The organism is Bacillus spongiae (genome assembly GCF_037120725.1).
Classification (GTDB): domain Bacteria; phylum Bacillota; class Bacilli; order Bacillales; family Bacillaceae_K; genus Bacillus_CI; species Bacillus_CI spongiae.
Map to the genome: position 1 here is coordinate 382,661 of NZ_JBBAXC010000002.1, position 16,087 is coordinate 398,747.

Annotated in this window: 13 protein-coding genes; 11 read left to right on the forward strand and 2 right to left on the reverse strand. The window is 37.0% G+C overall.

Translation table 11 applies throughout. The features are described 5' to 3' along the window. Nucleotides 1-205: 205 nt before the first annotated feature. Complete coding sequence (locus WAK64_RS04045) at nt 206-2,092, reverse strand: glycoside hydrolase family 30 protein (RefSeq protein ID WP_336585661.1); 1,887 nt, start codon at nt 2,090-2,092, stop codon at nt 206-208. A 712-nt stretch (nt 2,093-2,804) separates the two neighbouring features. Between WAK64_RS04045 and WAK64_RS04050 the strand changes: the two genes are divergently transcribed. From WAK64_RS04050 to WAK64_RS04070, 5 genes are all read left to right on the forward strand, one after another. Continuing rightward, entirely contained in the window at nt 2,805-3,530 is a 726-nt protein-coding gene (locus WAK64_RS04050) for a GntR family transcriptional regulator (RefSeq protein ID WP_336585662.1), read from the forward strand. Nucleotides 3,531-3,587: 57 nt separating this feature from the next. Continuing rightward, nucleotides 3,588-4,670 (forward strand): BMP family lipoprotein, encoded by a 1,083-nt coding sequence (locus WAK64_RS04055; RefSeq protein WP_336585663.1) that lies wholly within the window; start codon nt 3,588-3,590, stop codon nt 4,668-4,670. A gap of 212 nt (nt 4,671-4,882) precedes the next feature. Further along, a complete protein-coding gene (locus tag WAK64_RS04060; protein WP_336585664.1) occupies nt 4,883-6,415 on the forward strand; it encodes an ABC transporter ATP-binding protein in 1,533 nt (510 codons plus the stop codon). Continuing rightward, the gene (locus WAK64_RS04065) at nt 6,408-7,454 is read left to right on the forward strand and encodes an ABC transporter permease (RefSeq protein ID WP_336585665.1); all 1,047 of its coding nucleotides are present in this window, start codon (nt 6,408-6,410) and stop codon (nt 7,452-7,454) included. Before WAK64_RS04060 ends, WAK64_RS04065 begins: the two co-directional genes overlap by 8 nt. Beyond that, entirely contained in the window at nt 7,455-8,414 is a 960-nt protein-coding gene (locus WAK64_RS04070; protein ID WP_336585666.1) for an ABC transporter permease, read from the forward strand. 41 nt (nt 8,415-8,455) lie between these two features. Here WAK64_RS04070 and WAK64_RS04075 read toward each other — a convergent pair whose 3' ends face one another. Continuing rightward, nucleotides 8,456-9,928 (reverse strand): aminotransferase class V-fold PLP-dependent enzyme, encoded by a 1,473-nt coding sequence (locus tag WAK64_RS04075; RefSeq protein ID WP_336585667.1) that lies wholly within the window; start codon nt 9,926-9,928, stop codon nt 8,456-8,458. A 305-nt stretch (nt 9,929-10,233) separates the two neighbouring features. Between WAK64_RS04075 and yfmF the strand changes: the two genes are divergently transcribed. The 6 genes from yfmF (at nt 10,234) to WAK64_RS04105 (ending at nt 16,077) form a co-directional block, all read left to right on the forward strand. Then, nucleotides 10,234-11,514 (forward strand): EF-P 5-aminopentanol modification-associated protein YfmF, encoded by a 1,281-nt coding sequence (yfmF, locus tag WAK64_RS04080; RefSeq protein WP_336585668.1) that lies wholly within the window; start codon nt 10,234-10,236, stop codon nt 11,512-11,514. Then, nucleotides 11,511-12,797, forward strand: coding sequence for an EF-P 5-aminopentanol modification-associated protein YfmH (gene yfmH / locus WAK64_RS04085; RefSeq protein WP_336585669.1), 1,287 nt, complete (start codon nt 11,511-11,513; stop codon nt 12,795-12,797). Before yfmF ends, yfmH begins: the two co-directional genes overlap by 4 nt. A gap of 359 nt (nt 12,798-13,156) precedes the next feature. Continuing rightward, nucleotides 13,157-13,882, forward strand: coding sequence for an elongation factor P 5-aminopentanone reductase (gene ymfI, locus WAK64_RS04090; protein WP_336585670.1), 726 nt, complete (start codon nt 13,157-13,159; stop codon nt 13,880-13,882). Between the two features lie 72 nt (nt 13,883-13,954). Further along, nucleotides 13,955-14,203, forward strand: a complete 249-nt coding sequence (locus WAK64_RS04095; protein WP_336585671.1) for a DUF3243 domain-containing protein — start codon at nt 13,955-13,957, stop codon at nt 14,201-14,203. A gap of 167 nt (nt 14,204-14,370) precedes the next feature. Then, the gene (locus WAK64_RS04100; RefSeq protein WP_336585703.1) at nt 14,371-15,162 is read left to right on the forward strand and encodes a DUF3388 domain-containing protein; all 792 of its coding nucleotides are present in this window, start codon (nt 14,371-14,373) and stop codon (nt 15,160-15,162) included. An 18-nt stretch (nt 15,163-15,180) separates the two neighbouring features. Continuing rightward, on the forward strand, nt 15,181-16,077 hold the full coding sequence (locus WAK64_RS04105; RefSeq protein WP_336585672.1) for a helix-turn-helix domain-containing protein: 897 nt from the start codon (nt 15,181-15,183) through the stop codon (nt 16,075-16,077). Nucleotides 16,078-16,087 lie beyond the last annotated feature (10 nt).

Here is a 16,087-nt window from a genome sequence, read left to right on the forward strand (position 1 = left end):
GAGCGGTTTCCCATTCCTATTTTACGAAAACAAAAAGCGAGGCTGGGACAAAACTAAATGTACCATTCTCTAAGCCGAATAATTTCTTATATAACAAGAGTTATAATTACAAAAACCGAACTATATTGGAACTCTATATTAGAGTTTTTCATTATAGTTCGGTTTTTCCTTTGGCTGGAATGCTTCTGTCCCAGCCTCGTTTTCTTTATTTTGCTATAAGCTGAAAGTCATCAAATACAGCCCAATCATTTGCATTTCCGTCTGAATGAACACCAATGGTAATTGTTCCTGCCGTTACAGGAATATTATCAATTTCATACATGGTCCAATTGCCAATAGAAAAGGATCCAATAGTAGAATATAAAGTTGGTCCTCCATAATTACTCGCTTCTAATCGTAACGTATTGTGGCCACCACCTGAACGAACCCAAACAGATGATTTGTACATTCCATTTGAAGCATTAATATGTTGATAGGTCGTTTGTTTATAAGCAGTAGAATTCCAATGTGTCAGTTTAAATGTACCCGAAAAAGGAAAGTCAGTATCTATTTTATGAGCTGTTTCTTGTCCTTCAGGAGTCCAGCTGTGCCATTGTGAAAAATCTCCTGTTTCGAAGCCGTTATTAACAACTAAATTGTTATCTGCAGCATTTTCATCTCCCCACACAAACGTTGCGACTGCTCCTGCTGGAAGAGTATAAGAAAAAGAGGATGCTCCGTCTTTTACATTAAAAGTCTTCTCTGTTGTGGCGTTATTTAATACTAGCAACGCTTTTGATCCATCAGGATTTTTAAAAGCGACATTTTGTAAGTCATCGTCAAAATTTGTATCGATTCGTTTTGCGCCAGGATTAACAAATTTGCTAATGTGACCAAGGACGTAATACTCGACATTTTTCTGGACGTCCCCATTGGTTTGGTTAATCGTCACGACACCGCGACAATCTGTACACCCACCATTAATCGGACCATAATTTTCGTCTAATGCCAAATTCCATAAAAGAACAGATTTTGCCCAATTTCGAGTGGAACCGATTACTACATTAGACATGTTCCAGGCTAAATTCTCGCCAAAATCTGTAGACCACTCACCACCAGAACATTCAGTGAACCATATCCCTTTATCAGGATGAGCATTCTGAACGAAGGACTGTTGATCGGGAGTACCAGCATAGCAATGGAATGCAGTGCCTGCTATATAGGACTTGGCAACTTCATCATTTAATACTTCAATAGGATAGTCATATTCATTCCAGTTATGGTCCCAACTAAGAATTTTCGTGTCTATTGATTCATTCGTAAACGTAGGTCCTAAATGATTTTTTATAAAATCAATTTGTTCAGAAGCTTCCATCATCATACTAGGGTAGCCCGAAGTTTCGTGATGCGGTTCATTTTGGACAGTAAAAGCATAGATTGGAAGACCTTCATTTTCATAGCTATTAATATACTTTACGATGTAATCAGCATAAGCTTGGTAATATTGAGGTAGAAGCTTCCCTCCATTTAGAGTGGAACTGTCTTTCATCCATGCAGGTGCACTCCAAGGCGTACCTAAAAGTTTTAAATCTGGGTTAATGGTTAAAACTTCTTTTAACATTGGAATCACATTTTGTTTATCTTTATCTATAGAAAAATGATTTAAAGGAAAATCGGTTGTCCCGCTTGCTATATCATTATACGAAAAGTTTTCAAGTGAGAAATCCGATGCACCGACTGTGTGGCGAACAAAATTTAAGCCAATTCCATCACTACCGAAGAGGTCATTTAGTACGGCTTGGCGCTGTACATTACTTAGCTTTTGATTGAACAGGTACGCAGATGAGCCTGACATCGCCGCACCAAATCCATCCATTTCTTGATACTCTCTATTTTCATCAACATTAATGGTATAGTGATTCGATGGGTTATTTGAAGATACTTGAATATCAGCTTGCTTTTGTAGTAGCTGCTGTTGATCTGCTGTCGTTAACCAAACTTCAACGTTGTTCTCTGCTCCAATTACGTTTCTTGGAGGTATAAAACTAGTGGTTAATAATAATGATAACGTTATCATTATTATGAAACGAAAATCTCTTATTTTTCTGTTCATCTTTATTCCTCTCCCCTTACTTAGTCGTGTTGAACGAATTACAAATAGTGTTAACGCTTACAAAAATAACAATAATAATCTGAAAACTAATTTTCTTCATCATTTTACAATGTTCTATGAATTTCAGCAAGTTAAAATTTACCTCTTATAAAGAAAGGTGTAGAAAATAGTAAAGGATTACGAGAAAGCGTAAATTGTTTGAGGGAGAGGATAGGTTTCTATTTAAGTGGTTGAAAAGAATAGGGCGAAAGTTTAAATCAGGAAGTAGCATTTTGTATCCACGTAAGGTATAGCACTTTTTTAATGAAGTAGTCAGGTATAAAAATGAAGAGGTATACAATTAATGAAATACATATAATAGGAACATACTAGATAGACGTCAGACATCATTCCTATTTATCCACGAATAGGTCATACTATTGTAATCGCTTGCATAATAAATTTAAATAAAGAACATAATCATTTAAAAAGATGTAATATTCTGAAATAAGGGAGAAAACAGGTGTTTATACCTATAAAACACCCTTATAATTGTTATTTATTCTATTTTCGTCCATTTATAATAGTTAGAATTCTTATTTTTTTATGATATTTCGACAAAATCCATTCTTTCTATTTATTTCTTATAGGAAAAGTGTTATAGTATTTTCGATTAGTAGGAATGAATGCATCAGAGGTCTGATGTCTTAAGAAAGTATGGTGGTGGTACCAAGTGACAATTAGAACAGATACGAGACATTTGTACTTACAAGTCATTGATCGCTTGAAACAAGATATTGAAGCTGGTAAATACAAAGAAAAAGAAAAGCTTCCATCTGAGTTTGATTTATCGAAACAGCTAGGGGTCTCAAGAGCCACGTTAAGAGAGGCGTTGAGAATTTTAGAAGAGGAAAATATCATTGTTCGTCGACATGGCGTAGGTACATTTGTAAATGCTAAACCGTTATTTACTTCAGGGATAGAACAGTTAAATAGCGTAACTAACATGATTAAACAGGCTGGTATGACACCTGGGACCATTTTCTTAAGTTCTACAACCCAAGGACCTACCGAGGAAGATGTTCGCCGATTTACTTGTGAAGAAGAGGATGAAATGGTTGTAATCGAAAGGGTTCGAACGGCTAACGGAGAACCGATCGTTTATTGTATTGATAAGATTCCTTCTCATATCATCCCTGAAAAATTGACACATGAAAATGAGTCATTATTAGTAGGTCTTGATAAAGAAGGAGATGTGTCAATTTCCTATGCAGTAGCTCAGATTGAACCAATGGGGTTTCATGAGAAAATTTCTCCAATTCTTCATTGTGAACCAGAAACAGCGCTACTGATTTTAAAACAAATGCACTACGATGAGAAGGATCAGCCGATCCTATACTCAGTCAACTACTTTCGGGCAGATAAGTTCAGCTTCCATGTACTAAGGAAACGAATTTAACTGTTCAAATAGCATACCTACTAATTACTATTCATATTTACTAGGGGGTACATGATAGTGAAGAAACGTAAATTTGGCTTGGCTTTATCATTAATTTTAGCAGCGGGAACGATTTTAGGAGCCTGTGGCTCGAAGGATGAAGAGAAAGCTGGAAACACAGCAGAGACAGAATCAGAGTTTTCTGTTGCAATGGTAACGGATACTGGTGGAATTGATGATAAATCCTTTAACCAATCTGCTTGGGTAGGTCTAGAAGCGTTTGGTGCAGAAAATGGACTTAAAGAAGGAAAAGGTGGATACAACTACCTTCAATCAAAATCTGATGCAGATTATTCTACAAACTTAAATACACTTGTACGCGAAGATTTTAACCTAGTATACGGAATTGGATTCTTAATGGTTGATGCAATTGCTGAAATTGCAGAACAACGCCCAGAAGTTAATTTCGGTATCGTAGATGGAGTAGTAGAGCAAGACAACGTAGCGAGCATAACATTTAAAGAACAAGAAGGTTCATTCCTTGCTGGAGTTGCAGCAGGACTTGCGACAAAATCTAATAAAATAGGTTTTATCGGCGGTATGGAAATTGAGGTAATTGAACGCTTTGAAGTTGGTTTCCTAGCAGGTGTTGAAGCGGTTAACCCTGATGCTGAAGTTGATGTAAAATATGCTGGTGATTTTAACAAGCCTGAGTTAGCTCAGCCTATCGCATCTTCTATGTACTCTTCTGGAGCAGACGTTATTTTCCATGCTGCAGGTGGTACTGGTAAAGGACTATTTAAAGAAGCGAAAGATTTAAAACAAAAAGACCCTGAAAGAGTTCTTTGGGCTATCGGAGTAGATTCTGATCAATCTGCTGAAGGTGAAGTTGAAGTAAATGGTGAGAAGAAGAACATTATTTTAACATCAGCGTTAAAGCGTGTTGACCGTGCCGTTCAAGATGTAGCAACAAAAGCTATGAATGATGAGTTCCCTGGTGGAGAGGTTATTTCTTACGGATTAGCGGAAGATGGCGTTGGTCTTGCTGAATTAAATGAAGAACTAGAAAATAAAGCGGACATTCTTTCTGCTGTAGAAGAATGGACAGCAAAAATTAAAAATGGTGAGATCGAAGTTCCAGAAACTCGCGATCAATTATAATCATTTTCTACTAGCTAATGAACAAAGGGGATAAGGAACTTTCCTTATTCCCTTTCCTTTAGAAGATTAATTGAAGAATAGAAAGCTCATTCTATCTTTCACTTAATCTTTTAAGGGGGAAACCTGAAACCTCATTTTTTTTAATTAATATCGTCTGACCTCTTACAATTAACTATATTTTCCTATTAATTTAGGAGAGGAGTGGAGAAATTATGGATTATGTTATTGAAATGCTTAATATCCGTAAAGAGTTTCCTGGTATTGTAGCTAACAACAATATTACACTACAACTTAAAAAGGGTGAAATTCACGCTTTATTAGGAGAAAACGGTGCAGGAAAATCAACCCTTATGAATGTTCTTTTTGGTCTATATCAGCCAGAAAAAGGCGAAATTCGTGTTGAAGGGAAACCTGTCAACATTACAAACCCTAATATCGCAAACGACTTAGGGATTGGAATGGTTCACCAACATTTTATGTTAGTTGAAACGTTCACCGTTACAGAAAACATTATATTAGGAAGTGAGCCTAAAAAGTTCGCGACGGTCGATATAAAAAAGGCAGAACAAGAGGTTAGAGAAATCTCTGAGCGTTACGGGCTGAAAGTAGATCCTTCTGCCAAAATTTCTGATATATCAGTTGGGATGCAGCAGCGTGTTGAAATTTTGAAAACATTATATCGTGGGGCAGAGATTATAATTTTTGATGAACCGACAGCCGTCTTGACACCACAAGAGATAAGTGAACTGATTCAAATTATGAAAACGCTTATTAAAGAGGGAAAATCGATTATCCTCATTACTCACAAGCTGAAGGAAATTATGGAGGTTTGTGACCGAGTGACCGTTATCCGGAAAGGGGAAGGGATTGGTACGGTTAATGTACCAGATACAAACCCAAATGAGCTAGCTAGTTTAATGGTCGGTCGTGAAGTGACATTTTCTACTGAAAAAGTGGCTTCTACTCCCTCACATAAAGTATTAGAAATAGAAGAGTTAACAGTGAAAGATCCAAGAGGAATTGTTGCCGTTAACAAATTGAACTTAGCTGTACGTGCGGGGGAAATCATCGGTATTGCTGGTGTTGATGGCAATGGACAATCTGAGTTAATTGAAGCGATAACCGGGCTTACGAAAAGTGAAAGCGGGAGTATTAAACTGAATGGAAACAATATCCTTAATGAAAAACCGAGGAAAATTACGGAAGCTGGACTTGCTCATATACCGCAGGATCGTCATAAACATGGACTAGTATTAGACTTTCCGGTTGGTGAGAATATGGTTCTACAAACCTATTATCAAGCTCCATTCTCGAAATCTAGTGTTTTAAATTACAAGGAAATATATTCTCATGCTAAAAAGCTCATTGAAGAGTTTGATGTGCGTACACCAAGTGAGTATACACAGGCTCGTGCTTTATCCGGTGGAAATCAGCAGAAGGCGATTATTGGTCGAGAGATTGATCGTAATCCTGATTTATTGATTGCTGCCCAGCCTACTCGTGGGCTTGATGTTGGGGCGATTGAATTTATTCATAAGCGTCTTATCGAACAACGAGATCAAGGAAAAGCGGTTTTATTAGTATCGTTTGAACTTGATGAAATTATGAACGTAAGCGATCGGATTGCAGTTATTTATGAAGGGGAAATTGTAGCAATTGTTGATCCGAAAGAAACGACAGAACAACAGCTAGGACTTTTAATGGCTGGTGAAACGAAAGGAAAGGCAGGTGTGAAGAATGTCTAATCGATTCGTTAATATTATAGTTCCAGTTATTGCTGTAATTTTAGGAATAGCTGTTGGAACTCTTATTATGATTCTTTCAGGCTACAATCCGTTAGATGCATTTGCCGCACTTTGGCAAGGGGCCTTTGGGGATGAGTTTTATTTTGGTGAAACGGTTCGACTCGTAACCCCACTACTATTAGCGGGAATTTCGGTAGCATTCGCCTTCCGTACGGGACTTTTTAATATTGGAGTTGAAGGCCAGTTAATTGTTGGGTGGCTTGCAGCCGTTTGGGTGGGAACAGCAGTCGAGTTGCCAAAACTCATCCATTTACCATTAGCTGTATTGGCGGCAGCATTAGCAGGAGCTCTTTGGGGATTTATTCCAGGGTTATTAAAGGCACGATTCCGTGTCCATGAAGTTATTGTCACCATTATGATGAACTATGTTGCTCTACATGTGACAAACTATTTTATTAAGAATGTGTTGAGTGATAACGGAGATAAAACAGAAAGAGTTGCAGAATCCGCCTCATTACGTTCAGAATTTTTCGAAGGCTTAACTGATTTATCTCGCATGCATTGGGGAATTTTTATCGCATTATTCTGTGTATTTATCATGTGGTTCTTATTAGAGAAAACAACGACTGGATATGAGTTACGTTCAGTAGGATTTAATCAGCATGCATCACAATATGCAGGGATGAATGTGAATAAAAATATTATCTATTCCATGGTTATTTCAGGTGCTTTCGCTGGACTTGCTGGAGCAATGGAAGGGCTAGGAACTTTTGAATACGCTTCAATTAAAGGTGGATTTACAGGAACTGGATTTGATGGCATCGCTGTTGCTTTGTTAGGGGCAAATGGACCAATTGGAATCATCTTAGCTGCAGTACTTTTTGGAAGCCTTAAACAAGGTGCATTAAATATGCCACTTCAAGCAGGAGTTCCAAATGAATTAGTTGATATTATTATTGCTTTAATCATTTTCTTTGTTGCATCAAGTTACATGATTCGCTGGTTTATTGAACGAATCAGTAAAAAGGAGGTGAAATAAGTGGGTATCATTGAAATTTTAGCTATCGTTGTACCGTCAGCATTAATTGCCGCCTCTCCACTTATTTTCACAGCTTTAGGCGGAGCGTTCTCAGAACGTTCAGGTGTCGTAAATATTGGACTCGAAGGCTTAATGATCATAGGAGCGTTTTCAAGTATTGTCTTTAATTTAAATTTTGCTGATCAATTCGGTGGTGCAACACCGTGGCTCGCTCTTATTGTCGCAATGGTTGCTGGTGGATTATTCTCTATCCTTCATGCGGTCGCATCCATTACCTTCCGAGCGGACCAAGTTGTATCGGGTGTAGCGATAAACCTACTAGCATTAGGGGTGACGTTATTCCTTGTAAAGCTGTTGTATGATAAAGGTCAAACAGATGACGCAACACAAACTTTTGGTAAAATTGATGTCCCTTTTTTAAGTGATATTCCTGTGATTGGTGACATTTTCTTTACTAACACATATGCGCCTCCATTTTTAGCTATTGGTGTAGCCTTTCTTGTTTGGTTTATCATGGCGAAAACACCATTTGGATTACGTCTTCGATCCGTCGGAGAGCATCCGATGGCAGCGGATACGATGGGAATAAACGTAACAAAAATGCGTTACATTGGTGTAATCCTATCAGGTGCCCTTGCAGGAATTGGTGGGGCAGTATACGCGCAAGCATTATCACCAAACTTCTACCACGCTACCATTAATGGTCAAGGGTTTATGGCACTTGCAGCCTTAATTTTTGGTAAATGGCATCCATTGGGTGCGATGGGAGCTGCCTTGTTTTTCGGATTTGCACAAAGCTTAAGTGTAATTGGGAATTCTATTCCTTTATTAGAAAATATACCGAATGTATATCTATTAATTGCTCCTTATGTCTTAACGATTTTAGCATTAGCTGGATTTATCGGACGTGCTGATGCTCCAAAAGCGTTAGGTACACCTTATGTAAAGGGTAAAAGGTAAGTAAAAAGGAAGAGTTGCTCAGGCAACTCTTCCTTTTAATTTTATTTAGTCTTGTGTAGTGGAAGGTGAAAATACGAACTGATTTGTTGATCAACCTTCGCTTGATGTTCAAAGTCATTTAAGCTTGGGATAAATTGATAGTCTGTTTCGAGGTCACTGATATGCTCAATAATATATTTTAAGGCATCTGTGATATAGTCGACATCTTTATTTTCCATTGTTGGATGTAATGAAACTCTAACCCACCCCGGTTTAGCAACTAATCCACCAGACTCAATTTCAGATGAGATGGTATCGGACATTTCTTTATCGATATTTAATAAATAATGACCATATGTACCAGCACATGAACAGCCCCCTCGTACTTGTATTCCGTATAAATCGTTAAGTAGACGGACAACTAAATTATAATGAATCCCTTCAACATAAAAGGAAATAATAGGGAGCCTTTTTCTATGCTTCCCTGCCATAATATGTACTTTTGGAATACCCGCAAGGCGTTGGCATAATAGGTCTAAAAGCTCTTCCTCTCGTTTTTTGATATTGTTAACACCCATGTCCTCTTTTAATTGTATACAAAGAGCGGTTCGAATCGCTTGTAAAAAGCCCGGTGTTCCTCCATCTTCTCTTTCTTCTATATTCGTTATATAGCCACGACCGCCCCAAGGGTTGGTCCAGGTGACTGTACCGCCACCTGGATGGTCAGGTATATGATTTTTATATAAAGCACGATCAAAAATTAATACACCACTAGTTCCTGGCCCTCCAAGAAATTTATGGGGAGAAAAGACGATTGCATCGAGCTTCTCGAGTGGGTCATCAGGGTGCATATTTATTTCAACATAAGGGGCTGATGCAGCAAAGTCAATAATGGCAATTCCACCAAACTCGTGGATCATTTTAGCTAATTGATGATAAGGAGTTTGGATGCCAGAAACATTTGAGCAAGCGGAAAATGCACCAATTTTTGTCTTTCTATTTGCATAAACTTTTAATAATTGATGGAAGGCCTCTAAATCAATGAGTCCGTCTTTGTCTGGCGGAATGACGACCACTTCACAAATGGTTTCTATCCAAGAAGTGTGGTTTGAGTGGTGTTCCATATGGGTGATAAAAACTATAGGCCTTTCATCTTGAGGAATAGTGGACTTATCGAATTGTTCTGGATATTTAAGTCCGAGAATTCGTTGAAGCTTATTAATAACACCAGTCATACCTGTCCCTTCTGTAATAATAATATCGTCTTCGTTAGCATTAACATGTTTTTTGATTACTTTATGTGCATGTTTATAAGCGTTTGTCATAAATTGGCCTGTCCAATTCGACTCAGTGTGGGTATTGGCCACAAAAGGACTAAATTCTGTCAGCATTTTATTTTCGATTGGTCCGTACATTCTTCCACTTGCTACCCAATCAAAATAGTGTATTTCTTTTTCGCCAAATGGAGTTGTAATTGGATGATGATGTCCAATTACGTTTTGTCGAAATGGTTTAAAATAAGCTTCTAATTCCATTAGAATTCCCCCTCTAAACGATGTACCTCCAGTTTAACAGAAATTGACGAAAAAGCTCGAATTTTGCTCCGATTGAACTTTAGGACTGGAGGAGGATGAGAAGGGAGCGGTTTGACAATTAAAATATTGCCGGAGCTGTGCATACAAATAGATAGGGATGTAATATATTTTTATAGGAAGAAAAATATTCATGAACAGGTAAATACTTGTACGGTATAACGAAAAACATGTATAGTAAAAATAACTTGATACAACACTATCAATATAATATTGAAGTAGATGATGTGGCGAAGGAGGAACAAGCGATGAGCATTGTAAATGAATGTATTTCTAAACAACAAGGATTTACACTTCACACTGTTAAAACAGATAAGTATAAAACGAATACGATTGTTTGGAAAATGAAAGCACCATTAACGAATGAGGATGTAACTGTAAGAGGGCTATTGCCTTATGTATTACAAAGCAGTACAGCCACTTATACGACGACAACGGCATTGCGTTCATATTTAGATGATTTATACGGGGCGAATTTTTTCGTTGATTTAAGCAAAAAAGGAGAAAATCATGTCATAAGCTTTTCAATCGAAATTGCGAATGAAAAATTTTTAACGAATTCTCCACCATTATTAAAGAAAGCGCTCGCGTTTTTAGCAGATGTTATTTTGAATCCAAATTTAGAGAACGGATCATTTCATGATGGCACTGTTGAACAAGAGAAAAGAAATCAAAAGCAACGAATTCAAGCTATTTACGATGACAAAATGCGTTTCTCAAGTGCTAGACTTGTCCAAGAAATGTGTAAAGGTGAACCTTATGCTATCCAACCAGCTGGTATAAAAGAGGAGGTAGAGGGGGTTACATCAAATAATCTATTCGATTATTACAAAAGAGCGATTAATGAAGATGAGTTAGATTTATATGTTATTGGGGACGTAGATGATCAAGAGGTAAATACGTATTGTGAAGAGCTATTTCATCTGAGTGAAAGACAAGGGCAAGCATCGAGTGTTACGAGGAGTAGTGAGCGAAGCGAAATTCAAGTCATTAAAGAAGAGCAGGCAGTGAATCAAGGGAAATTAAACATTGGGTACCGTACTCATGTCACATATGGTGAGACAGACTATTATGCACTTCAGCTCTTTAACGGAATATTTGGTGGCTTCTCCCACAGTAAGTTGTTTATTAATGTTCGTGAAAAGGCAAGTCTTGCATACTATGCTGCTAGTCGTTTAGAAAGTCACAAAGCGTTGCTTATGGTGATGTCTGGCATTGATATTAATCACTATGATCAAGCTGTTACAATCATTAAAGAACAGATGGAAGAAATGAAGCAAGGCAACTTTACTGAAGATGAAATCGATCAAACAAAAGCGGTTATTCGTAATCAATTGTTAGAAACGATTGATACAGCTAGAGGGTTAGTTGAAGTTCTATATCATAATGTAGTAGCTAAAACAAACATACATTTGAACGATTGGTTGACTCAAATTGAAAAAACGACAAAAGATGAAATTATCGATGTAGCACAAAAGATAGAAATGGATACAATCTATTTTTTAACAGGAATGGAGGGAGAGCAATGAAAAAAATTCAATTTAACCAACTAGATGAGGAGCTATATTATGAAAAAATGGAAAATGGGTTAGATGTTTATATTCTTCCTAAAAAAGGTTTTAACAAAACGTTTTCCACATTCACAACAAAATATGGCTCAATCGATAATCATTTTCTCCCATTAAATCAGAATAGCCTTGTGAAAGTACCAGATGGAATTGCGCATTTTTTAGAGCATAAGCTTTTTGAAAAAGAAGATGGTGATGTGTTTCAACAGTTTAGTAAACAAGGAGCCTCAGCTAATGCATTTACATCGTTTACTAGAACAGCCTATTTATTTTCAAGCACGTCTAATGTGGAACAAAATTTAGAAACATTGATGGATTTTGTACAATCACCTTATTTCTCGGAAAAATCAGTGGAAAAGGAAAAGGGGATCATCGGTCAAGAAATACGTATGTATGATGATAATCCTGATTGGCGTTTGTATTTTGGGCTTATTCAAAATATGTTTCACAACCATCCGGTTAAAATTGATATAGCTGGTACGGTGGATTCAATAAGTGAGATTACGAAAGATATGTTGTATGAGTGTTATGAAACATTTTATCATCCGAGCAATATGCTCCTCTTTATTGTGGGGCCTGTTGATCCAGTTGAAATGATGACCCAAGTAAGAGAGAATCAAGACAAGAAGGATTATGAAAAACAGGAGGAGGTTGAGCGTAAGTTTGAACAAGAACCTAGCACTGTTGCTCAAACTAAAAGAGTATTGAAAATGAATGTTCAGTCCTCTAAATGTCTTGTTGGAATTAAATCGATTGATGTTAACCAATCTGGGAAAGAGCTGTTAAAAAATGAACTTACTGTCAATATTTTGTTAGATATGTTATTCGGTAAGAGCTCAACTTCTTACTTTGAATTGTACAATTCTGGCTTAATTGATGATAGTTTTTCTTATGATTATACGCAAGAGAATGGCTTTGGCTTTTTAATGGTAGGTGGCGACACCGAAAAGCCAGACGAATTAGCAGAGCGGGTTAAAACTATTTTACTTGAAGCGAAAGAAGGACTTCATTTAACCGAAGAAAGTCTTGAAAGAACGAGAAAGAAAAAAATAGGTGGCTTTCTACGATCCGTTAATTCACCAGAGTATATTGCAAATCAATTTACTAGGTATGCATTTAATGACATGAATTTATTTGATGTCGTTCCAACTTTAGAAGAAATTACGTTCCACGATGTTGTTGACAGTGCTCGCAAAATGATTGAACAAGAACGAATGACTGTTTGTCAAATTGTTCCACAGTAGTTATCGATGTCTACCATACGTAGACGAGCGCTCAGAAAAATCTGAGCGTTTTTTTATGCTTTTAATTTATTTAAATGAACGATAAGCCGATAAGCTGTTGCATGGATGACTTTGAGTGCATCATGATGTTTATAACATACATAGCCATTGTATAAATCACTTAATCGTCAAGGGTGCGTGGCCCTTGGTGAATTAAAAATAAAATTCTGAAGCTCTAGTAAGGATAGGGCTAGTATGATTTCCAATCAGATAGCCATATATCCTAGATGCTTTAACAATCGTTGTTGCAGACTATTTTAGTCTTTCCTTTTCTAGTTCATCTTTTTTCGTTACAATACGAATGAAAGGTGGCTATTAGAATGCAGAAAGGCAAGTACGTCCTCATTACAGGCGCGAGTGGTGGAATTGGTCAAGCAGTTGCGAGAAAGCTGGCCTCACTCGGTTGGAATCTTTATTTACATTATCATTCTAACGAAGAAGAAATCCAAGCGTTGGTTAAAGAGTTACGCAATGAAAAAATAGATATTATATCTTTAAAGGCAGATTTATCCCGACCTGTGGAAGCAGTTCATTTAACGAAACATATTCATACACTACATAGTATTGTTCACTGTTCAGGCACAGCGCAATATAGCTTATTTCAGGACATAAAGGAACAGGAAATGGATACTCTTTGGAATGTTCATATGAAAAGCCCAATGATGATGACTCAATCACTCTTACCTAAACTTCTTGCTACGAAAGGCAGTATCGTTATCATATCATCCATTTGGGGACAAACAGGAGCTGCTTGCGAAGTAGTCTACTCATCTGTAAAAGGAGCTCAAATTTCCTTCGTGAAAGCGTTAGCGAAAGAGTTAGGAAGAAGTGAGGTAAGAGTTAATGCTGTAGCACCAGGTGTTGTAGATACCAATATGATTTCTGGATTTTCAGAAAGTGAAAAAATGGAAATGAAAGAGGACATTCCATTTGGGAGATTTGCTTATCCAAGTGAGACAGCAGATGCCGTAGCTTACTTAGTCTCAGACCAATCTTCATATATAACAGGACAAGTATTGGGGGTTAATGGTGGATGGTATATGTAAATTTTATACACCGTATATTTTAGCCATTCAGTCGTACACTATAATTGTAACTTTAAAATGGGAGGTTGCATCATGAGTGTATTAGACAATTGGCAAGAATGGAAAGGCTTTTTAGGAGATCGTCTACAACACGCAGAACAAGACGGACTGAATAAGGATGTCATTAATGATTTAGCGTATCAAATTGGAGATTATTTAGCGAAGCAAGTAGAACCGAAAAATGAACAAGAAAAGGTATTGGCAGATCTTTGGTCAGTAGCGTCAGAGGAAGAGCAACATGCCATAGCCAATATAATGGTCAAACTTGTTCAAGATCATTAAATCGGAAGAGGGGGAATCCCTCTTTCTTTTTTTTTTTGAAAACTTGCAAACAAAACTCATAATTCTTTCCTAATATGTTAAAATCATATATGATGGTAATTACGTAAAGAACAGACATTTTACTAATCTTTATCAAATTTTTTATGAAATAGACCTGGGAGGTTATGATGGCAAAAACAGAATGGTATTTAGAATATGAAATTCAAAAAAACCGTCCAGGGCTTCTAGGGGATATTTCTTCCTTACTAGGTATGCTTTCCATAAATATTGTTACAATTAATGGTGTTGACGAAGGGAGAAGGGGGTTATTGTTACTAGCTGACAATAATGCTCAAATCACTCGTTTGGAATCAATTCTACGAACTATGGATACGATAAACGTAACAAAGATTCGAGAACCTAAATTAAGGGATAGGTTGGCTATTCGCCACGGTCGCTATATTCAACGTGATGCTGATGATAAAAAGACCTTCCGCTTTATTCGTGATGAACTAGGCCTGTTGGTTGACTTTATGGCAGAGCTTTTCAAGCAAGAAGGTCATAAGTTAATCGGTATAAGAGGAATGCCAAGGGTTGGGAAAACAGAATCTATTGTTGCTTCAAGCGTTTGTGCCAATAAAAAATGGTTATTTGTATCCTCGACACTTTTAAAGCAAACGATCCGCAGTCAATTAATTAAAGATGAATATAATGAAAATAATATTTTTATCTTAGATGGAATCGTCTCTACAAAATCTACAAATGAAAAGCATTGGCAGCTTGTAAGAGAAATTATGAGAATGTCTTCAGTAAAAGTTATTGAGCATCCCGATGTTTTTGTTCAAAATTCAGAATATACGATGGATGACTTTGATTATTTTATTGAACTACGAAATGATCCAGAAGAAGAAATTACATATGAACTTGTCCAACGAAATCAGTTTTTTCAAGAACATGATTTCGGAGGGTTTGATTTTTAACGTTAGAAGGTGGTTGTGTTGACCGAACTAGGCGCTCGTTTGAAAGCGGCCAGAGAAGAAAAGGGATTTTCCTTAGAGGATCTTCAACGAAAAACGAAAATACAGAGAAGATATTTAATAGGAATTGAAGAAGGAAATTATGAATTAATGCCTGGGAAATTTTATGTTAGGGCATTTATTAAGCAATATGCTGAGGCAGTTGATTTGCACCCTGAAGAGATTTTCGATGAATATGCGAATGAAATTCCGAATGTTGAAGCGAATGAAATTCCACAACAGTTATCCCGAGTTTCATCACGCAAAAAGAAGGTGACAGATTCGACATCAAAAATAGTAGATATTATTCCAAAGCTGTTGGTTTTCATCATTATTGTTGGAATCGCATTTTTGGCATGGTATTTATTTCAGCGATATGTTGACCCAAGTGATAATTTAAGTCAAAAAGCTGCTAAAGATGGAGCAAAAGATGAAATTATTTTAGAGGACAACCTTGCTGTTGAGGTAACAGAAGAAGAATCAACAGATGGAGAAGCACCTTCAACGGATGAGGAGTCGGGTGACGAGGAAATAATCAATACACCTTCTCAAGAAATTGTCGTAAAGGGCACTTTGGGTGTTGAAACGACATATGAGTTGAAGAATGCTGATGCGTTTAATCTGGAGTTAACGGCACTCGATGAACAGAATTCATGGGTTACAGTATACAATGGAAGTGATGAGATACTGTATGATAAGAGTTTAGCAAATGGGGATTCCCTATCATATGACTTATCAAATGACACGGAAGCATACCTTGTAATTGGATATGCTCCGGCTGTGACCATTACAATAAACGGTGAGCCTTTGTCTTATGAGATTGACGTGAACGACGAAGTTGTACAGAAGATTTCGATTCAGTATGTAAAGACAGAATAGTCATCTATTT

Bases quoted from the DNA above. Each gene is read 5' to 3' on its own strand.
- WAK64_RS04060 (WP_336585664.1), top strand. From the start codon at position 4,883: ATGGATTATGTTATTGAAATGCTTAATATCCGTAAAGAGTTTCCTGGT.
- WAK64_RS04075 (WP_336585667.1), bottom strand. From the start codon at position 9,928: ATGGAATTAGAAGCTTATTTTAAACCATTTCGACAAAACGTAATTGGA.
- yfmH (WP_336585669.1), top strand. From the start codon at position 11,511: ATGAAAAAAATTCAATTTAACCAACTAGATGAGGAGCTATATTATGAA.
- WAK64_RS04100 (WP_336585703.1), top strand. From the start codon at position 14,371: ATGGCAAAAACAGAATGGTATTTAGAATATGAAATTCAAAAAAACCGT.
- WAK64_RS04065 (WP_336585665.1), top strand. From the start codon at position 6,408: ATGTCTAATCGATTCGTTAATATTATAGTTCCAGTTATTGCTGTAATT.
- yfmF (WP_336585668.1), top strand. From the start codon at position 10,234: ATGAGCATTGTAAATGAATGTATTTCTAAACAACAAGGATTTACACTT.
- WAK64_RS04045 (WP_336585661.1), bottom strand. From the start codon at position 2,092: ATGAACAGAAAAATAAGAGATTTTCGTTTCATAATAATGATAACGTTA.
- WAK64_RS04095 (WP_336585671.1), top strand. From the start codon at position 13,955: ATGAGTGTATTAGACAATTGGCAAGAATGGAAAGGCTTTTTAGGAGAT.
- ymfI (WP_336585670.1), top strand. From the start codon at position 13,157: ATGCAGAAAGGCAAGTACGTCCTCATTACAGGCGCGAGTGGTGGAATT.